20 protein-coding genes are annotated in these 18,698 nt (G+C 65.6%); 12 read left to right on the top strand and 8 right to left on the bottom strand.

Annotation, left to right across the window (positions count from 1 at the left end):
• The first annotated feature begins 217 nt into the window (after positions 1-217).
• The 3 genes from ACM42_RS19550 to ACM42_RS19560 are packed head-to-tail and all read left to right on the top strand — an operon-like array spanning position 218 to position 2,222.
• Positions 218-529, top strand: coding sequence for a DUF3572 domain-containing protein (locus ACM42_RS19550; RefSeq protein ID WP_028177874.1), 312 nt, complete (start codon positions 218-220; stop codon positions 527-529).
• On the top strand, positions 526-1,815 hold the full coding sequence (locus ACM42_RS19555) for a DNA polymerase IV (protein ID WP_271529459.1): 1,290 nt from the start codon (positions 526-528) through the stop codon (positions 1,813-1,815). The genes ACM42_RS19550 and ACM42_RS19555 overlap by 4 nt, the downstream gene beginning before the upstream one ends.
• On the top strand, positions 1,815-2,222 hold the full coding sequence (locus tag ACM42_RS19560; RefSeq protein WP_271529460.1) for an ACT domain-containing protein: 408 nt from the start codon (positions 1,815-1,817) through the stop codon (positions 2,220-2,222). Before ACM42_RS19555 ends, ACM42_RS19560 begins: the two co-directional genes overlap by 1 nt.
• A gap of 21 nt (positions 2,223-2,243) precedes the next feature.
• On the opposite strand, the gene ACM42_RS19565 is transcribed toward ACM42_RS19560, so the two are convergent.
• Complete coding sequence (locus ACM42_RS19565) at positions 2,244-2,645, bottom strand: RidA family protein (protein WP_239624027.1); 402 nt, start codon at positions 2,643-2,645, stop codon at positions 2,244-2,246.
• A 77-nt stretch (positions 2,646-2,722) separates the two neighbouring features.
• Positions 2,723-3,568, bottom strand: a complete 846-nt coding sequence (locus ACM42_RS19570; RefSeq protein ID WP_271529461.1) for a cell envelope integrity EipB family protein — start codon at positions 3,566-3,568, stop codon at positions 2,723-2,725.
• Between the two features lie 223 nt (positions 3,569-3,791).
• Here ACM42_RS19570 and ACM42_RS19575 point away from each other — a divergent pair, with 223 nt between their 5' ends.
• The 4 genes from ACM42_RS19575 to ACM42_RS19590 all read left to right on the top strand — a co-directional run bounded on the left by ACM42_RS19575 (position 3,792) and on the right by ACM42_RS19590 (position 6,878).
• Positions 3,792-4,259: a RidA family protein gene (locus ACM42_RS19575; protein WP_061021329.1), complete on the top strand. Its 468-nt coding sequence runs from the start codon at positions 3,792-3,794 to the stop codon at positions 4,257-4,259.
• Positions 4,260-4,264: 5 nt separating this feature from the next.
• On the top strand, positions 4,265-5,011 hold the full coding sequence (locus ACM42_RS19580) for a glycerophosphodiester phosphodiesterase (RefSeq protein WP_271529462.1): 747 nt from the start codon (positions 4,265-4,267) through the stop codon (positions 5,009-5,011).
• Positions 5,012-5,135: 124 nt separating this feature from the next.
• Positions 5,136-6,392 carry a GNAT family N-acetyltransferase gene (locus ACM42_RS19585; RefSeq protein ID WP_271529463.1) on the top strand — a complete coding sequence of 419 codons (1,257 nt, stop codon included), beginning with the start codon at positions 5,136-5,138 and terminating at the stop codon, positions 6,390-6,392.
• A 60-nt stretch (positions 6,393-6,452) separates the two neighbouring features.
• Positions 6,453-6,878 carry an HIT family protein gene (locus ACM42_RS19590; RefSeq protein ID WP_271529464.1) on the top strand — a complete coding sequence of 142 codons (426 nt, stop codon included), beginning with the start codon at positions 6,453-6,455 and terminating at the stop codon, positions 6,876-6,878.
• A gap of 3 nt (positions 6,879-6,881) precedes the next feature.
• Here the strand turns inward: ACM42_RS19590 and tsaA are convergent, their stop codons facing one another.
• The 4 genes from tsaA to ACM42_RS19610 all read right to left on the bottom strand — a co-directional run bounded on the left by tsaA (position 6,882) and on the right by ACM42_RS19610 (position 9,699).
• Positions 6,882-7,373: a tRNA (N6-threonylcarbamoyladenosine(37)-N6)-methyltransferase TrmO gene (gene tsaA, locus ACM42_RS19595; protein WP_271529465.1), complete on the bottom strand. Its 492-nt coding sequence runs from the start codon at positions 7,371-7,373 to the stop codon at positions 6,882-6,884.
• A 30-nt stretch (positions 7,374-7,403) separates the two neighbouring features.
• A complete protein-coding gene (locus tag ACM42_RS19600; RefSeq protein ID WP_271529466.1) occupies positions 7,404-7,754 on the bottom strand; it encodes an AzlD domain-containing protein in 351 nt (116 codons plus the stop codon).
• Entirely contained in the window at positions 7,751-8,491 is a 741-nt protein-coding gene (locus tag ACM42_RS19605) for an AzlC family ABC transporter permease (RefSeq protein ID WP_271529576.1), read from the bottom strand. Before ACM42_RS19605 ends, ACM42_RS19600 begins: the two co-directional genes overlap by 4 nt.
• Positions 8,492-8,745: 254 nt before the next feature.
• Positions 8,746-9,699 (bottom strand): lytic transglycosylase domain-containing protein, encoded by a 954-nt coding sequence (locus ACM42_RS19610; RefSeq protein ID WP_271529467.1) that lies wholly within the window; start codon positions 9,697-9,699, stop codon positions 8,746-8,748.
• A gap of 88 nt (positions 9,700-9,787) precedes the next feature.
• Here ACM42_RS19610 and ACM42_RS19615 point away from each other — a divergent pair, with 88 nt between their 5' ends.
• Entirely contained in the window at positions 9,788-10,426 is a 639-nt protein-coding gene (locus tag ACM42_RS19615) for an HAD family hydrolase (RefSeq protein ID WP_271529468.1), read from the top strand.
• A gap of 27 nt (positions 10,427-10,453) precedes the next feature.
• On the opposite strand, the gene ACM42_RS19620 is transcribed toward ACM42_RS19615, so the two are convergent.
• Positions 10,454-11,470 (bottom strand): carbon-nitrogen hydrolase family protein, encoded by a 1,017-nt coding sequence (locus ACM42_RS19620; RefSeq protein ID WP_271529469.1) that lies wholly within the window; start codon positions 11,468-11,470, stop codon positions 10,454-10,456.
• Between the two features lie 190 nt (positions 11,471-11,660).
• Here ACM42_RS19620 and ACM42_RS19625 point away from each other — a divergent pair, with 190 nt between their 5' ends.
• The 4 genes from ACM42_RS19625 to ACM42_RS19640 all read left to right on the top strand — a co-directional run bounded on the left by ACM42_RS19625 (position 11,661) and on the right by ACM42_RS19640 (position 15,901).
• Positions 11,661-12,617 carry a helix-turn-helix domain-containing protein gene (locus tag ACM42_RS19625; protein ID WP_271529470.1) on the top strand — a complete coding sequence of 319 codons (957 nt, stop codon included), beginning with the start codon at positions 11,661-11,663 and terminating at the stop codon, positions 12,615-12,617.
• A 292-nt stretch (positions 12,618-12,909) separates the two neighbouring features.
• Entirely contained in the window at positions 12,910-13,935 is a 1,026-nt protein-coding gene (locus ACM42_RS19630; protein WP_271529472.1) for an aldo/keto reductase, read from the top strand.
• Between the two features lie 115 nt (positions 13,936-14,050).
• Entirely contained in the window at positions 14,051-14,389 is a 339-nt protein-coding gene (locus ACM42_RS19635; RefSeq protein ID WP_271529473.1) for a c-type cytochrome, read from the top strand.
• 90 nt (positions 14,390-14,479) lie between these two features.
• Positions 14,480-15,901 carry an MFS transporter gene (locus ACM42_RS19640; protein ID WP_271529474.1) on the top strand — a complete coding sequence of 474 codons (1,422 nt, stop codon included), beginning with the start codon at positions 14,480-14,482 and terminating at the stop codon, positions 15,899-15,901.
• A 99-nt stretch (positions 15,902-16,000) separates the two neighbouring features.
• On the opposite strand, the gene clpA is transcribed toward ACM42_RS19640, so the two are convergent.
• Positions 16,001-18,409: an ATP-dependent Clp protease ATP-binding subunit ClpA gene (gene clpA / locus ACM42_RS19645; RefSeq protein WP_271529475.1), complete on the bottom strand. Its 2,409-nt coding sequence runs from the start codon at positions 18,407-18,409 to the stop codon at positions 16,001-16,003.
• Between the last annotated feature and the right edge of the window lie 289 nt (positions 18,410-18,698).

An 18,698-nucleotide genomic window follows, 5' to 3' on the forward strand; every position in this document is an offset into this window, starting at 1 on the left:
GAAGCCGGATACATGTGACGCCTCAGGCGCCGCTTTCCGGCGCTTCGAAAACTGGATTCAAACTAGCCTCAGATTCGCTCTAGTTTCGTTAAAGCCGAGGGGCCACTTTCTGCGATGTGGTTTCCAGTTGCTTGCCCCGGGTCGCAAGACTCAGGCACGAGACTCGGGCATGATGCAAAGTAGACACCGAAAGTTAACGGAAAGGCAAACCGGGCCCGTGAAAAAGCCTGTTCACAACCCCCGCGAAGTCGCTGAAATCGTTGCGATTCAGGCGCTGTCCTTCGTCGCGAGCGAGCCCGAGCGGCTGGGCCTGTTCCTGGCCGAGACAGGTGTGGGCCCGGAGACCCTCCGGAACGCCGCCTCGGACCCGAATTTCCTCCTCAACGTGCTGGATTTCGTGCTGCGCGATGACGCCACCGTGAAGGCCTTCGCGAGCGCCTCGGAGCTGCATCCGACCAACGTTGCCGCAGCGCGGCAGGTCCTCGGGGACGCGCTCGGCGACCGCTCCTGGGAGCGCGACGTGCCGTGACCGCCCCCGACCCGGCCGGGCCCCGCTGCTTCTGCCGGGATTGTCTGGCCGATCTGGATATGGGGGTGCGGCGCTGCTCGGCCTGCGGTTCCCCTCGCCTCGTCCGCCACCGGGCGCTGGCTGGCCTGACCATCGCCCATATCGACTGCGACGCGTTCTACGCGACGGTCGAGAAGCGCGACAATCCTGACATCGCCGACAGGCCCGTCATCATCGGCGGGGGAAAACGCGGGGTGGTGTCGGCCGCCTGCTACATCGCACGCACCTATGGCGTGCGCTCGGCGATGCCGATGTTCAAGGCGCTGGAGGCCTGCCCGCATGCGACCGTGATCCGGCCGGACATGGCCAAATATGTCCGCGTCGGCCGCGAGGTGCGCCAGGCCATGCAGGCGCTGACGCCGCTGGTCGAGCCGCTCTCGATCGACGAAGCCTTCCTCGATCTCTCCGGCACCGAACGGGTGCACGGCATGATCCCGGCAAAGGTGCTGGCGCGCTTTGCCCGCGACGTCGAGCGTGACGTCGGCATCACCGTCTCGGTCGGCCTGTCCTGCAACAAGTTCCTGGCCAAGATCGCCTCGGACCTCGACAAGCCCCGCGGCTTCGCCGCGCTCGACCAGGAAGAAGCCCGTTCAATGCTGGCGGAAAAGCCGGTCGGCTTCATCTTCGGCGTGGGACCAGCGACGCAGGAACGCCTCGTGCAGCGCGGCTTCCGCATCATCGCCGACCTGCAGAAGGCCGACGAGATCGAGATGATGCGGCAGTTTCCGAGCGACGGCCGCCGACTGTGGCGGCTCGCGCGCGGCATCGACGACCGCCGCGTCGAGCCTGACCGCGGCGCCAAGACGATCTCCAGCGAAACCACCTTCGAGACCGACATCCGCGATTTCGCGACGCTGGAGAAGATTTTGTGGCGACTGTGCGAGAAGACGTCGTCGCGCTTGAAAAGCAGCGAACTCGCCGGCTCCACCGTGACGCTGAAGCTGAAGACCGCCGACTTCCGCCAGCGCACCCGCTCGCAGTCCATTGCGGCCCCGACCCAGCTCGCCGCAAAGATCTTCTCGATCTGCCGCGAGATGCTGGCCAGGGAGATCGACGGCACCGCCTTCCGTCTGATGGGCGCCGGCGTCAGCGCGCTGCGCGAGGGCTCGCCCGCCGACGACACCGACATGCTCGACCGCCGCGCCGCGCACGCCGAGCGCGCCGTGGACAGCCTGCGCAAGAAGTTCGGCAGCGCCGCGGTGATCCGCGGCATCGCCTATGACGGGCCGGAGAAGGCGCAGGAGTGATGACGGGTGAACGCGATCTCGATGCGCTGCTGAGTCACATGAGGCCGGAGATCCTGGACGGCATCTTCGTGTTTTGTACGCTTGCGCCGAACGCGAGCATTCCAGCCACCATCAGCCCGATGCTGACGTTCCGCGAACGCGAAGGAACAACGCTGGTGATGCTGCACGAGCAGGCCGAGCGTGCCGGACTACACCATGAATTTCCCTCGCGCCTGATCACCTTGACAGTTCACTCCGCACTCGATGCGGTGGGCCTTCTGGCGGCAATCACGGCGCGTCTGGCCGAAGCCGGCATCAGCGTGAACGCCGTGTCGGCCTTCCACCACGACCATCTCTTCGTGCCCGCCGACAGGGCCGACGAGGCGATGGCTGTTCTGCGGGAGATGTCCAAGGCGACGCACTCGTAGTCCAGATAGAGCGTAGCGAAATCAATCCGTGACCGCGATCGCCTCGATCTCGATCAGCCATTCCGGCGCGGCGAGCGCGGAGACGCCGACGAGCGTCGAGGCCGGCGGCTCCATGCCTTCGAAGAAGGCGGAGCGGGCCTTGCCGATGATCGGCCGCAGCTCCGGTTTGTAGTTCACGACGAACGTCGTGATCTTGACGATGTTGGCGTAGGTGGCCCCCGCCGCCTTCAAGGCGTGCCCGAGATTCTGCATCACCTGCGTCGTCTGCGCGGCGATATCGCCCTCGCCGACGATCCGCCCCTCCTCATCCACCGACACCTGGCCGGAGATGTAGATGGTCCGCGCACCGGTAGCGGTCACGACGTGGGAGTAAGCGGGATTGTGATGCAGGCCGCTGGGGCGGAGATGGTCGAGCTTGGGCATGGTGCTTGCCTCCCGGAGTTTGTGGTTGGGAGGAAGCGTAGCGGGAGACGGTGTCGAGGGCTAGATGCAACGAACCCTCAATTGCAGGGCTTGCTGTCCTTGACGTCGAACTTGCCCATCGAACCCGAGATCACAAAATCGTTGTAATCGAGCACGAGCTGGCGCGAGACGCCGTTCTCGTAGAGTTCGAACGACATCGCATAGACCGGCGTCTGCTCGCCCTCTTTCTGCTGGGCGTCGCGATCGAAATAGCTGACGGTGACGGGCCAGCGCTTCAGCGACTTCATGTGCTCGTCCGAGGTCGACGGATCGGACGAGGTGGCGCGGTCGGCGGGGATCGGCTGGCCGATCACGGTCAGCGTGTTGTAGACTTTCTGGCCGTCGTCCGAGCCGTCATAGACGGAGAGCTCAAGCAGCGACTTGCCTTCCTTCGCGGCGGCGATGATGCGCTGGATCTGCTCGGTCGGGAACACGATCTTGCCGTCGAGTGTAAAGCTCTTCGGCGCCGGCAGCTTCAGCTTGACGTTGATGTGGTCGCCGTCGCGCTCGGCCGAGCCGTCGACGCGGCCGGCATCCGCCTCGTTCATGCGCGTCTCGATCTTGAAGCGGTAGCTCTTGCCGGCGGCGTCCTCCCAGGAATTGGAGCGGAGATCGCTGAGCGTGACCTTGCCCTCGCCGCTGTCGAGCTCGGAGACCTGGCGGAATTCCGAGGTATAGCCCTCGCAGGCGTTCCCCGTGAAATTGTAGAGAATGCGGCCGCGGGCACTGTTGACCGAATTGGAGCGCGATTTGACGAGATTGAGGTCATACAGCGCCTGGTGCGCGAGGAACGGACCATTGGCGGCCAGCGCCCCGCCGCCGGGGCCGAAAGCGGCCGCCGCGAGCGCCATCACACCGAGCGAAGTCCGGAAAAGGTGCACCATGTCTGTTCCCTGAGGAAAGCGCAGAATCGACATTTTAATGACCGTTCCATTGCGTCGCAACTGAGGCCGTTTCACGTAAAGTTGCCCCTTCGCGTTGGTCCGCCTCGACAAAATGCGCCCCCCTTCCGGTTGCTTGCATGTGACGGCACGATGGGCGAAACAGGGCGCGCCCGGCCTTCAAACGGACGCGCCGGGGCAATGATTTTGGACAACGAGGTCGGACATGGCGGGCACGGTCGAGCAGAAACTGGCGGAACAGGGCATCAAGCTGCATGAGGCCCCCACCCCCGTCGCCAACTACGTCCCGTTCGTGCGGACCGGCAATCTGCTGTTCGTCTCCGGCCAGGTCTGCTTCGACCCCGCCGGCAAGCTGATCGCCAAGGGCAAGCTCGGCGCTGGGGTCTCCATCGAGGAGGGGGCGGCGGCCGCGCGTGGCTGCGCGGTGAACCTGCTGGCCCAGGTCAAGGCGGCGCTCGGCGATCTCGACAAGGTCGTGCGGGTGGTCCGCCTCGGCGGCTTCATCAACTCGGCGCCGGACTTCCTCGACGGGCCGAAGGTGCTCAACGGCGCTTCCGACCTGATGGTCGCCGCCTTCGGCGACAAGGGCCGCCATGCCCGGACCACCGTCGGGGTCGCCTCGTTGCCCGCCGATGCGGCGGTCGAGGTCGACGGCGTGTTCGAGGTCGCCTGACGCGAATGCGTGCTCCGGATTGGCTGACAGCCCGGCCGGTCGCCCACCGCGGCCTGCACGACATTTCGCGCGGCATCGTCGAGAACATGCCGGGCGCGGTGCAGGCTGCGATTGCGGGCAATTTCACGATCGAGGTCGATATCCAGCTCTCGGCCGACGGCGAGGCCATGGTGCATCACGACCACGCGCTGGGCCGTCTCACCGAGGCCACCGGGGACGTCATCTCGAAGACCGCGGCGGAGCTGAAGGCGGTCAGGTTCAGGGACACCGACGAGCGGATGATGTCGCTCAGCGACCTCTGCGCCATGGTCGCCGGCCGCGTGCCGCTGGTGATCGAGGTGAAGAGTCATTTTGGCGGCGACCGCAAGCTGGTGAAGCGGATGGCCGAAGTCTTGGCGTCCTATGACGGCCCGGCGGTCGGCATGTCGTTCGATCCCGACCAGGTGCTGGCGCTGCGCGAATTGCTGCCCTCCCGTCCGCGCGGCATCGTCGCACAACGGACCTATGAAGACGACTATTGGGCTGACCTGACGCAGCAGCAGCGCGACAGCATGCTGTACCTGCGCCACGGCTTCCGGACCCAGCCCCACTTCGTCGCCTTCAAGGTCGATCACCTCCCGGCCCCCGCTCCCTGGATCGCCCGCAACGTCTTCGGCTGCACCCTGCTCGGCTGGACCGTGCGTACCCCGGAGCAGCGGACGCGGGTCGCCCAATATGCGGATCAGATGATCTTCGAGGGGTTCGTGCCGTAGGGGAACGCCGCTGCACGGCGCCAGCTCTCGTGTCCCGGACGCGCGCGCTGCGAGCGTCCGGGACACGAGAGAGCTCAGTTTCCACCCCTTGAAGTCGCTGCTGCAATGCACGATCTTGGGCGCAATGGCATCATCCGACATTACGCTCGAGGCCGTACCATCCATCGGCGAAGTCTCGCCCGAGGATTGGGACGCTTGCGCCAATCCCGGCAAGGCTCTTAACGAAAAGGCTTGCAAGGGGCATGGCCTGGGAACCTCATCCGTCCTTCCAGGCGATTCCCTCGGCCTCTCAAGTCCTGCCTATAACCCGTTCGTCTCGCACGCATTTCTTTCCGCAGCCGAGAAATCGGGTTCGGCGACCATCCGCACCGGCTGGGGTCCGCGGCATCTGGTGGCCAAGCTCGACGGCCGCGTCGTCGGTGTCGTGCCCTGCTATCTGAAATCGCACTCGCAAGGCGAATACGTCTTCGACCGCGGCTGGGCAGACGCTTATGAGCGCGCGGGCGGGCGCTACTATCCAAAGCTCCAGGTCTCGGTGCCGTTCACCCCGGCCACGGGACCGCGGCTGCTGGTCCGCGACGACATCGACTGTGCGCAGATCACCGACGCCCTGGCGAGCGGCTTGGTGGCGCTGTGCGGCGTCAGCAAGGCGTCCTCGGTCCACGTCACCTTCGCGCGCGAGGCCGAATGGAAGCTGCTCGCAGAGCACGGCTTCCTCCAGCGCACCGACCAGCAGTTCCACTGGCACAACGAGGGGTTTACGAGCTTCGACGATTTCCTGGCGACGCTGAACTCCCGCCACCGCAAATCGATCAAGCGCGAGCGGCGCGACGCGCTGGCCGCGGGCATCACGATCCACTCGCTGACGGGCAAGGACATCACCGAGGATGCCTGGGATGCCTTCTTCGAATTCTACATGGAGACCGGCTCGCGCAAATGGGGCCGGCCTTACCTGACGCGCGAGTTCTTCTCACTGATCGGCGAGACCATGAGCGAGGACGTGCTGCTGGTGATGGCCCGCCGCAACGGCCGCTGGATCGCGGGTGCGATCAACTTCATCGGCTCGGACACGCTGTTCGGCCGCAACTGGGGCGCGGTCGAGCATCATCCGTTCCTGCATTTCGAGGTCTGCTACTATCAGGCGATCGACTTCGCGATCAGACACGGCCTGAAGCATGTCGAGGCCGGCGCGCAAGGCGAACACAAGATCGCGCGCGGCTACCTGCCGCGCACCACCTACTCCGCCCACTTCATCGCCGATCCGGGACTCCGCCGCGCCATCGACGATTACCTCAAGCGCGAGCGCGCCTATGTCGCGGAGGCCGGACGGGAGCTCGCCGAGCTCGGCCCGTTCCGCAAGGGCGCCGATGAGGCGCCTTGACGCCTCGCCGCCGCTGGTGACAGTAAGTGCAAAGTCTCGAGGAGCCGCCGAGGAGCTACCATGACCGCCTACGACACCAACAACATCTTCGCAAAGATTCTGCGCGGCGAGCTGCCCTGCTACAAGGTCTACGAGGACGAGCACGTCATCGCCTTCCTCGACATCATGCCGCGCACGCCCGGCCACACCCTGGTGATCCCCAAGGCCCCTGCCCGTAACATCCTCGACATCAAGCCGGACGACTACGCCCATGTCGCCCGCGGCGCGCACAAGATCGCCGCCGCCGCGATGAAGGCATTCAACGCCGACGGCATCACCGTGCAGCAGTTCAACGAGCCCGCCGGCGGACAGGTGGTGTTTCACCTGCACATGCACGTGATGCCGCGCCACGACGGCGTCGCCATGCTGCCGCCGGCGAGCCGCAAGGAAGACGCCAAGGCGCTGGAAGAGCACGCGGCCAAGCTGATCACGGCGTTGAAGGGCTGATCCTCATTCCGTCTGGAAATCCCCCGGCTGCGGCGCGGCCAATGGGGTGAACTCGCAACGATCCGGCTTGATGTCGATCAGCGGCGTGTTGTCGAGGCAATCCAGCCCACGCACCAGGATCGCATTACCCTCGATGCCGACCAGCTTCACGATCGACGTGCCGATCGGGTTGGGGCGAACCGGCGAGCGCAGCGAGAACGTGCCGCGGGTCTTCTCGTTGTTCTTCGGGCTTTGCAGGACGATGTCGCGGCGCGACTGGTCGAGCCAGTAGAGCACTTCGAGATTGCTGTAGAAATCGACGCCCTTGATCGCCGGCACGAACGGCTCGAAGATCTCGAGCCGGCATATCGGGCCGTCCTGACGCCCCTGCCGCGGCGTCTCCAGGCGCGACGTCCAGGGCGTGCGGATACGGCCGATGAAGACGAGCCCGGCATCTTGCGTCGGCGGCAGCTCGATGGCGACCTCGCCCCCGCGGAGCTCCTGTTCGCGAACCATATTTCAGTTCCTTGCTGTTCGCCGGCGGTTTTAGCCCAACCACCACTTGCCGGCCAGCATGAAGACTTCGCCCGTGACCACGCCGGCGAAGATCGAGCGGCGGGTCAGCAGGAAGACGACGAGTCCGGCACCGACCGCGCCATAGCGCAGCACGTCAGGCACAGTGGCAAGCGCCCCTGGCGGCTCCACCACGATCTGGGCGATGACGCCGGCCAGGATCGCGGTCGCGACCGCCCGCACCCAGACCAGCAGCTCGGAGCCCTCGTCGATGCCGCCGCCGAACCACAGACCCAGCATGCGCCAGATCTGGTTGGGAACGACGCCGGCGACGAACAGCACGACGAGCGCCTGCCAGTCGCCGATGAGCTGCGCGTAGCTCATGCGCGCACCTCCCGCCACCAATGCACGCCATAGGCGATCGTGCCGGCCGCCACGCCGCTGACGAGGATGTCGAGGCCGGAGTTCATCTTCGCGGCCAGCGGATAGAGCAAGATCCCGAGCGCCAGCGCGACGACGTCGGCGACCTCGCGGCTGTTGCGCGCGGTCGAGAACAGGAAGGACAGCGGCGTCAGCAGCAGGATCGCCGCTCCCAGCGTCTGCGTCAGATTGGCGGCGAGGAAATAGCCGACGGTGTTGGCGACGAGGCACACCGAAACGAGGCCACAGCCGAGCCCGTGGACGAAGGCGATGCGCCGCTGCCGCGGCACAAGCGGCAGGAAGCGATGGCATTCGACCCACAGCGTCACCGCGGTCAGATGCGCGGCGAAGACCAGCTCGCGTCGTTTCGTCGTCGGCGTGCGCATCAGCGGCAGCACCGACACGACCATCGGAAACAGCCGAATGGCGCTCACGGTCACCGCAATCGCGGACTGGATGATGGTCGCGCCGGAGCCGAGCGTGGTGATCAGGATGATCTGTGCCGGCCCGGCCCAAACGAACAGCGTCGAGCAGAGCGCCCAGAGCAGGCTGAAATGGGTGTCGTGGGCAAGCGCGCCGATGCCGAGATAGGTCACGAACAGCACGATGGTGAGGATCGTCTGCGTGATCGAGCGCAGTCCCCACGCAAACGCGCGCCACGGACTTTGCCATTGAGGGGAATCGAGTGGAGGAAGCGCCACGGAGAGCTTTGGCTGGTGAGGAATCCTGGCGGCATAACGCGCGAGACGGCGGCGCGCGTCAAGGAAGGGCACGGCGGGGCTGACATGCGCGAGGCCCAGGACCACCGTCGTCATTCCGGGGCGCGCCACTTGGCGCGAACCCGGAATCCATCTCGCGACGGTCTCTGTGGCCCGATGGATTCTCAGGTGCGCAATTGCGCACCATAGTTCGATGCTTCGCATCGCCCCGGAATGACGGCCAGAGCGAATGCGCTCTACCCGCTCACACCGCGGTTCTTCAGCACGAAGCAGGCGCCGCCTGCCTTGCGGATGCGGTTGCACAGATCATCGGCCTCGGCTCGGGTATCCGCGCCGATACGGACCTGGTAGAAGGCGCGCGTGCCGCGGCTGCGCATCACCGAGCTTAGCAGGCTCGGGTCACGCTCGCCGATCACGGCGCTCAGTCTCGTGACCGCCCTGGAATACATCGCCAGCGCCTTGTTGCGGTCGAAGCCGGCCGCGAGCTGCACGCCCCAGATCTTTGCGGCGGCAAGCTCCACATGCTGCTCGAGCTCGGCGACGAACGGGTTCGGCGCGCGCTTCAGCAGCGCCATCAGATCACGGCAGCTCGTCGGCGGTGAACTCGGCGGCCCCTTGCCGGTGCTGCCGGCCTTGGCCCAGGCGTCGACGCTCGTGCCGGTGATGGCGAAGACGTAGTTGCGGGTCTGCTCCGGCATCGGGCCGGTGCCGGCGAGCCATTCCTGCACACGCCGCGGACCGGCATTGTAGGCAGCCGCGGCGAGGCCGAGATTTCCGAACTGGTTGCGCAGCTCGTTCAAGAACTCGGCCGACTTAGGCAGTGCCTGCACCGGATTGAACGGATTGAGCAGCCCACGCTCGCTTGCCGTGCCTGGCATGAACTGCGCGATCCCTTGCGCGTGCTCCCCGTTGCGCGTCATGGGGCCGACCGCATCGGCCTGGAAGCGGCTTTCCTGCCAGATCACCCGGGCGAAGAATTCGAGCGGGAGATTGGCATCGCGCGCAGCCGCCTCCACGATCAGGCAGATCGACTCCCGCGTGTCGCTCTCGCGCGCGTCCGCGGGTTTCTCCGCCGGCTTCGCGGGCTCCTCGGCATTCGGAGGCGCGACGGGAGGCGGCGTCTCCTCTGCGAGCGCCGGCGACAGCACGAGGGCGTGGCACAAGACTGCGATGACCCGAGCTATTCGCATGGCATTGACGCTATCGGACAAATCGGACCTTGACTTGGAACCCCAGCCAATTAGCACGAGCGGCAGTAACAACGCAGGTCCCGCCCGGATGGTGACAATCTTTTTTGATCTCGACGGCACGCTGACCAATCCCAAGCCGGGGATCACGCGATCCATCCAATACGCCCTGGATCGGCTCAACCAGCCTGTCCCGAGCGAGGACGAGCTGACCTGGTGCATCGGGCCGCCGCTGCATGCCAGCCTGAAAAAGCTCACCGGAACCGACGAACTCGCCGACCGCGCGCTGCTGCTCTATCGGGAGCGCTTCAGCGATATCGGCCTGTTCGAGAACGAAGCCTATGCCGGCATCATGGACACCCTCACGAGGCTTGCCGCGACAACACCGCGCATGTTCGTCGCGACCAGCAAGCCCGCGGTCTACGCCACCCGCATCGTCGATCATTTCGGCCTGAAGCCGTATTTCGAGCGCGTGTTCGGCTCCGAGCTTGACGGCACCCGCGTCGACAAGCGCGACCTGCTCCGCTATGCGCTCGACGAGGCCAGGGTCGAGGCGAACAACGCGATCATGATCGGCGACCGCAGCCATGACGTGGTCGGAGCCAGGACCAACGGCATGACCGCAATCGGCGTGCTCTATGGCTATGGCAGCGAGGCCGAGCTGCGCGATGCCGGCGCGCACCATATCTGCGCCGCACATCCGGAACTGCTCGGGCACTGCGTCGCCTAACGTAAGCCCGTCTTCGCGCGGCGACGCTCAGCTTGCCGCCGCCGCGATCTCCGTGGGCTCGACGGTGTCGACCGGCAGCGCGAACTGCTCGACGCGCTGGTACCGCTTCTTGTTGAGCAGAAGCCGCGTCACGTCGGGCCGCGAATAGTGGCCGGCCGGGTCAGCGGCGTTCTTGGCGACGCCGATGACGCCAAGGTCGATCTCGGCGATCAGCAGCCCTTCCTGGTCCGGCGCCAACTTCTCGCCGATCTGGCTGCCGTCGGGGCCGTAGATCGCGGCAAACCCGCCGCCGGCATGCAGCAGCGCATGCTTGTCCGGCCGGTCGCAGAGCTCGTCGATCATGGCCTGAGACACCGTCGCGCAAGGCGCCAGCACGAAGCAGGAGCCCTCCACCGCATAGACGCGCGAGGCGGCGTTGTTGACCTCGGCTCCCAGCGCTGGCGCGAAGGGATCGTAGAGCGAGAAGCTCGGCCAGGCCGCGACATGGACCTGCTCGTTCTGGGCATACATCGCGTATTTCGACAGCGGCTGGAGATGCTCCCAGCAGCATAGTGCGCCGAGACGGCCGATGTCGGGTCGCGCATGCACGGCAAGGTCGCTGCCGTCGCCCTCGCCATAGACGGTGCGCTCGGCATGGGTCGGCCGCAGCTTGCGGCGCTTTGCGATGGTCTCGCCGTCGGGCCCGATCAGCCATTGCGCGAGATAGAGGCTGCCGCCATCGCGTTCGGACAGGCCGACCACGGCGGTGAGCTTTGCCTTGCGCACGGCCTCGCGCAGCCGCTCGGCCTGCGGGCTGTCGTAGGACAGCGAATTGTCGAAATAGCGCTGCACGAAGCCGCGGCCGATCGCCCAGGCCGGCGAGTCCATCCAGATGTGCCAGGGGTAGCCGGGAATGAAGGCCTCGGGAAAAGCGATCAGCTTGGCGCCCTTTTCCGCGGCCTCCCTGATCAGCGCGATCGACTTGTCGATCGAGGCGTCGAGGTCGAGCCAGGCCGGCGCCGCCTGCACCACCGCGACCTTGTATTTCGGATGCTCGATGCCCATTCCCGCCTCCATTGCCGGTTGATCGGACGCCATGTCCGATGCAGTCTATTGGGCCAAGCTGGGCGGCCGGGCGCTCGACCACGGCGGAACAAAAACTCGACTGGGAAGGGACCGTCGGTCGGTACGGGATTTGCCTCCGGCAGGCTGGATCCCCGGCGATTGTGCAGGGTGTGAAAGGGAGGCTGTCCAGATGACAATCCAGTTCACGACAGACGGCAGCCCCGGCTATCGGCGGCTCGCGCTATGGCAGGACATCGTCTGCGACGTCTTCGTCGGCCTCGACTGCAAGTCCGATCTCGGCAGCGCCTTTCGCGGCTCGGTCACGCAGGCTTCGCTCGGCAAGGCGGCATGCTCCGTAGTCTGCTCGGACCGCCAGCACGTGTTCCGCACGCCATCTCGCATCGCGCGCTCGGACCAGGATTTTGTTCTCATTGCACTAGGCAATCGCGGCAGCGGTGGCGTTGTGCAGGACGGCCGGGAGACCGTGATCCACCCCGGCGAGTTCGCGCTCTACGACACCACGCGTCCGTATGAGTTGAAGTTCAACGACGCCTTCACGCAGACCATCTTCAAGGTGCCGCGCGAGATGCTGCGACGCCGGCTCGGTGGCACCGAGACGCTGACAGCGATGGCATTCGGGGCCGACGCACCGCTCGAGCGGCTCGCCTATGATTTCATCTTCCGGCTTTGCCAGAGCGCGGACGGGCTGGCCCCGGACACCGCCGCCGCGCTGTCGGAGCAGGCCGTCGATCTGCTCGCCATGGCGCTGAGCGAGCGGCTCGGCAGGACATCGCTGCCGTCCTCGACCCACCGCTCGGCCCTGCTCTACCGATTGAAGGCGCACATCCGCGCGCATCTCTCCGATCCCGACCTCTCACTCGCGGAGACCGCGGCCGCGCTCGGCATCTCGCCGCGCTACGTCAACGATCTTCTCGCCGACGAGGACACCTCCTTCCAGCGCCATGTTCTTGCCGAACGCCTCGCACGATGCCGGCGCGACCTCGCCTCGCCCGTGCTCGCCCATCGCCACATCAGCGAGGTCGCGTTCGGCTGGGGCTTCAACGACCTCTCACATTTCGGCCGCGTCTTCCGCGAGCATTTCGGAATGTCGCCGCGCGACTTCCGGCAGAGTCAGTTGCGACACTGAGATCTGGGTGTGACCGCGATTCGGTGCTGGTCGTGATGGCTGGAGCCTGACGCTTCCGCCGCGGCAGGCGGATGATGCGAACGCGCGCGCTTCCTCTCACCCGCAACGAGGCTCGAAGTTCAATCTTTGGTGACGACGTTCGGCGCGCGCGTTGCGAGGCTGCATTCGACGATATGCGCCTACCGAAGCAAGGCCGGTATGTGAGCGCGTGATAGGACGCAGCGCCTGCTTGCATTACCATCGGCCCGCAAGGCCGCATCGATCAACCGGCGGCCAGCCGAGGAGCACATCGATGGAATACCGACGCTTGGGCAGTTCAGGCCTCATGGTGCCCGCCCTCAGTCTTGGCACCGGCACCTTCGGCGGCGTCGGCCGCCTTGCGGCTTGGGGCAAGACCGACGCGACCGAAGCGCGGCGCCTTCTGGACATCTGCCTCGAAGCCGGCGTGTCGATGTTCGACACCGCGAATGTCTATTCTCTCGGCGAGTCCGAGCGGGTGCTCGGCGAAGCGATCAAGGGGCGCCGCGACAAAGTTCTGATCTCGACCAAGGCGACGTTCCGCTTCGGCGAGGGCCCCAACGATATCGGCTCGTCGCGGCAGCATCTGCTCGCGGCCGTCGACGGTTCGCTGAGCCGGCTCGGCACCGACTACATCGACCTGTTCCAGCTGCACGGCTTCGACGCCTTCACCCCGCCTGAAGAGGTGCTTGCAACACTCGACGTGCTCGTGCGTGCCGGCAAGATCCGCTACATCGGCGTCTCGAATTTCTCGGGCTGGCACCTGATGAAATCGCTTGCCGTCGCCGACAAGCACGGCTTTCCGCGCTACGTCGCCAACCAGACCTACTATTCGCTGATCGGGCGCGATTACGAATGGGAGTTGATGCCGCTCGGGCTCGACCAGGGGTTAGGTGCCGTAGTCTGGTCGCCGCTCGGATGGGGACGCCTCACCGGAAAAATCCGCCGCGGCCAGCCGAAGCCGGAAGTCAGCCGACTGCCCAAGACGGCCGAGTTCGGACCGCCCGTTCCGGACGAGCATGTCTACCGTGTCGTCGAGGCCATCGACGAAATCGCGAAGGAGACGGGCAAGAGCGTCTCGCAGATCGCGCTCAACTGGCTGCTCCAGCGTCCGACCGTTTCGACGCTGATCATCGGCGCGCGCAACGAGACCCAGCTGCGCGAAAATCTCGGTGCGGTCGGCTGGTCCTTGACCAAGGACCAGGTCGCAAAGCTCGATGCCGCGAGCACGGTGACGCTGCCCTATCCCTATTGGCACCAGCGCGTGACCTTCACCGAGCGGAATCCGCCGGCGGTGTAGGACACTTGAGCTGCATCAAGCCCGCCTGCGTCGGCCGTGACACGCTGCGGCACTCGCGATGCTGCCGCGCCGATTTGCCATGAAGGCCCTGCGCTGGGAATGATGGACATGAGCGATGAATAGGATCGCGCCAGCGCTGCTGGCCGTTGGCGTTCTGTGGAGCACGGCAAGTCAAGCCCTGGATCTCGAACAGCGGCGCGCCGAAGCACTGCTGCAACGGATGTGCGCGCAGTGCCACGCGGTCGGCAGGACGGACAAGAGCCGGAACGAGCTGGCACCGCCCTTCCGGAACCTCGGCGAGAACAAACTCTACGATCCCGACTTCATGCAGCGCCTCCAGGACGGCTACAGCAGCATCCACCGCTCGATGCCAACGGCTCGATTCGGCCGAGACGACGCCGAGGCCGTGGTAAGCTACCTCAGGGCGATTCAGGAGCCACGGAAGCCGAAATAGGACTGGAATCGTCCAGGCTTTGGCTGGAACCATCACGGGTCGGACCAGGTTGCGGACCAGCAACCGCGTCTCGAGCAAGCACGCTTCACGATGTCATCGACCACCATCGAGCACGCCGACGGCCTGCCGCAGCCACAGCGCAACCAGGCAGTGCTGACGATTGCGCTTGGCATCATCATGGCGGTGGTCGACAGCGCCATCGCCAACGTCGCACTGCCGACGATCGCGGCCGACCTCGATGCAAGCCCGGCCTTCTCGATCTGGATCGTCAACGGCTACCAGCTCGCGATCACGATCTCACTTCTACCGCTGGCTTCGCTCGGCGAGATCGTCGGCTATCGCCGCGTCTATCTGGTCGGACTGGTGCTGTTCACGCTGGCCTCCGCATTGTGCGCGCTGGCGCACACGCTGCCGCTGCTGACGGCCGCGCGCATCCTCCAGGGCTTTGGCGCCGCCGGCATCATGAGCGTCAACGCGGCGCTGGTGCGCTTCACCTATCCGCGCAGCCAGCTCGGCCGCGGCATCGGGCTCAACGCGCTCGTGGTCGCCTTCTCGGCTGCGGTCGGACCGACGCTCGCCGCCGGCATCCTGGCCATCGGAAGCTGGCCCTGGCTGTTCGCGATCAACGTGCCCCTCGGTGCGGTGACATTGCTGATCGGCCTGCGCAGCCTGCCGCACACCAAGCCAGCGAGCCGTTCCTTCGACTGGCAGAGCGCGGGCCTGTCCGCGATCACGTTCGGTGTCGGCATCGCCGCCGTCGACAGCGTCGGTCATGGTGAGGCCGCCATCACCTGCATCGCGCAATTCGCCATCGCCATCGTCGCTGGCGCGCTGCTGATCTATCGCGAAACCCATAAGAGCTCGCCGCTCTTGCCGGTCGATCTGTTACGCATCCCGGTGTTCGCGCTGTCGATTGCGACTTCGATCGCATCGTTCTGCGGGCAGATGCTGGCCTTCGTCGCGATCCCCTTCTATCTCCAGAGCCGCTTCGGCTATTCGGCGGTGCATATGGGGCTCTTGATCACGCCCTGGCCGATCGCGGTGGCATTCGCAGCGCCCCTTGCCGGCCGCCTCGTCGAGCACTATCCGGCGGGCCTGCTCGGCGGCATCGGGCTCACGCTGTTCGCCTGCGGTCTCGCCGCGCTGGCCTTCCTGCCCGCAAGCCCGACCCCGCTTGACGTGATCTGGCGCATGGCGCTGGCCGGTGCCGGCTTCGGCCTGTTCCAGACCCCTAACAACCGCACCATGATCGCGGCCGCCCCGCGCGAGCGCGCCGGCGGCGCAAGCGGGATGCTGGGCACGGCGCGCCTGCTCGGCCAGACCACGGGGGCAGCGCTGGTGGCGCTGCTGCTCGGACGGTACCCGGTTGAGGGCACCAGGCTGGCGCTCCTCGTCGGCGTCGGATTTGCTCTCTGCGGCGCGGTGCTGAGCATGCTGCGGCTGTCTCCCGTGGGCGCGCGAGGCGCCGAGCACGTTCGCGTCCAGGACGACCAGCGCCTGCGGGGAGACTAAAAGGAGCCAGGCCCAGTTCCCGCGGCCCTCGACGCCGACATCGGCGCCAACAAAAAGGCCGGCTTTGCAGCCGGCCTTTTCGATTTCATCGCGTGCAGATCAAGCCTTGACCAGCGGGCCCTTGGAGGTCGGCCCCTTTGAGCCGCCGGGACCGCCCGGCTTTGACTTGCCCGGCGGGCGCTTGCGAGCACCCGGGAGCTTCTCCTGCTTCGGCGTGACCGGACCTTCGACGAACTCGAAGCCGATCTTGTCCTTGGTCTCGTCGGCCTCGTCCTTCACCAGGACGACGCGGACGTGACCGCCACCCTTCAGCTTGCCGAACAGCACCTCGTCGGCCAGCGGCTTCTTGATATGCTCCTGGATCACGCGGGCCATCGGCCGCGCGCCCATCTGCTCGTCGTAGCCGTGCTGGACCAGCCAGGTCTTGGCCGGCTCGGACAGCTCGATGGTGACGTCGCGGTCGCCGAGCTGCGCTTCGAGCTGAAGCACGAACTTCTCGACCACGGTTCCGATCACCTCGACGCTGAGATGACCGAACGAGACGATGGCATCGAGACGGTTGCGGAATTCCGGCGCGAACTGCCGGTTGATCGCCTCGTGGTCGTCGCCTTCCCGCTTCGAACGTGTGAAGCCGAACGCCTGCTTGGCGAGATCGGAAGCACCCGCGTTCGTGGTCATGATCAGGATCACGTTGCGGAAATTGACCTGCTTGCCGTTGTGGTCGGTGAGCCGGCCGTGATCCATGATCTGCAGCAGCACGTTGTAGAGATCGGGATGCGCCTTCTCGATTTCGTCAAGCAGCACCACGCAATGCGGATGCTGGTCGACGCCGTCGGTCAAGAGGCCGCCCTGGTCGAAGCCGACATAGCCGGGAGGCGCGCCGATCAGGCGCGACACGGTGTGCCGCTCCATGTATTCGGACATGTCGAAGCGCAACAGCTCGACGCCGAGGCTTGCCGCGAGCTGCTTTGCGACCTCGGTCTTGCCGACGCCGGTGGGCCCTGAGAACAAATAGCAGCCGATCGGCTTCTCCGGCTCACGCAAACCGGCGCGCGCCAGCTTGATCGATGCGGCGAGCGACTCGATCGCCTTGTCCTGACCGAACACGGTGCGCTTCAGCGTCGTTTCGAGATGCTTGAGCACCTCGGCGTCGTCCTTCGACACGCTCTTCGGCGGGATCCGTGCCATCGAGGCGATCGTGGTCTCGATCTCCTTGATGCCGATGGTCTTCTTGCGCTTGTTCTCGGCGACCAGCATCTGCGCCGCACCCGACTCGTCGATCACGTCGATCGCCTTGTCCGGCAGCTTGCGGTCGTGGATGTAGCGCGAGGAGAGCTGAACGGCGGCCTCGATCGCCTCGTTGGTGTACTTCAGCCGGTGGTAGTCCTCGAAATACGGCTTGAGACCCTTGAGGATCGCGATCGCGTCCTCGACCGTCGGCTCGTTGATATCGATCTTCTGGAAGCGCCGCACCAGCGCGCGGTCCTTCTCGAAGTGCTGGCGATATTCCTTGTAGGTGGTCGAGCCCATGCAGCGGATGGTGCCCGACGCCAGCGCCGGCTTGAGCAGGTTCGAAGCATCCATCGCCCCACCCGACGTGGCGCCCGCACCGATGACGGTGTGGATCTCGTCGATGAACAGGATGGCGTTGGGATGCGCCTCGAGCTCCTTCAGCACCTGCTTCAGGCGCTCCTCGAAGTCGCCGCGATAGCGCGTGCCGGCAAGCAGCGTCCCCATGTCCAGCGAGAACACGGTCGCGGCCGCCAACACCTCCGGCACCTCGCTGTCGACGATGCGCTTGGCAAGACCCTCCGCAATCGCGGTCTTGCCGACGCCGGCCTCGCCCACGAACAGCGGGTTGTTCTTCTGCCGCCGGCACAGCACCTGGATCGCGCGGTTGATCTCGGAATTGCGTCCGATCACCGGATCGATCTTGCCGTCCCGTGCCTTCTTGTTGAGGTTGACGCAATAGGTCTCGAGCGCCTCGCCCTTCTTCTTGGCGTCCTCGTTGCCCTTGGTCTCGGTCTCCTCGTCGACGCCGCGCACGGGGCGCGCCTCGGAGACACCCGGACGCTTGGCAATGCCGTGGCTGATATAGTTGACCGCGTCATAGCGCGTCATGTCCTGCTCCTGCAGGAAATACGCGGCATGACTCTCGCGCTCGGCAAAGATCGCGATCAGCACATTGGCGCCGGTCACCTCTTCGCGACCGGAGGATTGCACGTGGATCACCGCGCGCTGGATCACGCGCTGGAAACCGGCGGTCGGCTTGGCGTCGTCGGCGCCATCCGTCACCAGGTTTTCGAATTCGGTCTCAAGGTAGTTGACGAGGCTCGTACGGAGCTTGTCGAGATCGACGCTACAGGCGCGCATGACGGCGGCTGCATCGGAGTCGTCGATCAGTGAGAGCAAAAGATGCTCGAGCGTCGCGTATTGGTGATGACGCTCGTTTGCGATCGCCAGCGCACGATGCAGGGATTGTTCAAGGCTTTGGGAAAAAGTCGGCATTCGCGTCCTCTATGGCCCCCACCATCATGATCGTCATCGCCCGGTCAGGCAACAACAACCTTTGTCACATATAGTTATACAAGATCGCGGCGAAAGACCGGTTCCGCGACTCGGCGGCGACACACCTGCGGTATTTTCAATGCAAAACCCGTTCCGATTTGGGCGGGATCGGCGCCGGCGCGGAATTCCGTAGTTTTGCCGGCAGCAACGGGACTCGCGCGCAGCCGTGACTGCAACAATCACGCCGCGACTTGCACAAGAGCCGGCTTCAAACGCGCGCCGCGAGGCG

Source organism: Bradyrhizobium sp. CCBAU 25338, assembly GCF_028128965.1.
In the GTDB taxonomy this organism is placed as follows: domain Bacteria; phylum Pseudomonadota; class Alphaproteobacteria; order Rhizobiales; family Xanthobacteraceae; genus Bradyrhizobium; species Bradyrhizobium liaoningense.

Coding starts and splice junctions, on each gene's coding strand:
- clpA (WP_271529475.1), bottom strand. CDS start 18,409: ATGCCGACTTTTTCCCAAAGCCTTGAACAATCCCTGCATCGTGCGCTG.
- ACM42_RS19600 (WP_271529466.1), bottom strand. CDS start 7,754: ATGAGCTACGCGCAGCTCATCGGCGACTGGCAGGCGCTCGTCGTGCTG.
- ACM42_RS19580 (WP_271529462.1), top strand. CDS start 4,265: ATGCGTGCTCCGGATTGGCTGACAGCCCGGCCGGTCGCCCACCGCGGC.
- ACM42_RS19610 (WP_271529467.1), bottom strand. CDS start 9,699: ATGCGAATAGCTCGGGTCATCGCAGTCTTGTGCCACGCCCTCGTGCTG.
- ACM42_RS19615 (WP_271529468.1), top strand. CDS start 9,788: ATGGTGACAATCTTTTTTGATCTCGACGGCACGCTGACCAATCCCAAG.
- ACM42_RS19625 (WP_271529470.1), top strand. CDS start 11,661: ATGACAATCCAGTTCACGACAGACGGCAGCCCCGGCTATCGGCGGCTC.
- ACM42_RS19575 (WP_061021329.1), top strand. CDS start 3,792: ATGGCGGGCACGGTCGAGCAGAAACTGGCGGAACAGGGCATCAAGCTG.
- ACM42_RS19570 (WP_271529461.1), bottom strand. CDS start 3,568: ATGGTGCACCTTTTCCGGACTTCGCTCGGTGTGATGGCGCTCGCGGCG.
- ACM42_RS19635 (WP_271529473.1), top strand. CDS start 14,051: ATGAATAGGATCGCGCCAGCGCTGCTGGCCGTTGGCGTTCTGTGGAGC.
- tsaA (WP_271529465.1), bottom strand. CDS start 7,373: ATGGTTCGCGAACAGGAGCTCCGCGGGGGCGAGGTCGCCATCGAGCTG.
- ACM42_RS19640 (WP_271529474.1), top strand. CDS start 14,480: ATGTCATCGACCACCATCGAGCACGCCGACGGCCTGCCGCAGCCACAG.
- ACM42_RS19585 (WP_271529463.1), top strand. CDS start 5,136: ATGGCATCATCCGACATTACGCTCGAGGCCGTACCATCCATCGGCGAA.
- ACM42_RS19620 (WP_271529469.1), bottom strand. CDS start 11,470: ATGGGCATCGAGCATCCGAAATACAAGGTCGCGGTGGTGCAGGCGGCG.
- ACM42_RS19630 (WP_271529472.1), top strand. CDS start 12,910: ATGGAATACCGACGCTTGGGCAGTTCAGGCCTCATGGTGCCCGCCCTC.
- ACM42_RS19565 (WP_239624027.1), bottom strand. CDS start 2,645: ATGCCCAAGCTCGACCATCTCCGCCCCAGCGGCCTGCATCACAATCCC.
- ACM42_RS19560 (WP_271529460.1), top strand. CDS start 1,815: ATGACGGGTGAACGCGATCTCGATGCGCTGCTGAGTCACATGAGGCCG.
- ACM42_RS19590 (WP_271529464.1), top strand. CDS start 6,453: ATGACCGCCTACGACACCAACAACATCTTCGCAAAGATTCTGCGCGGC.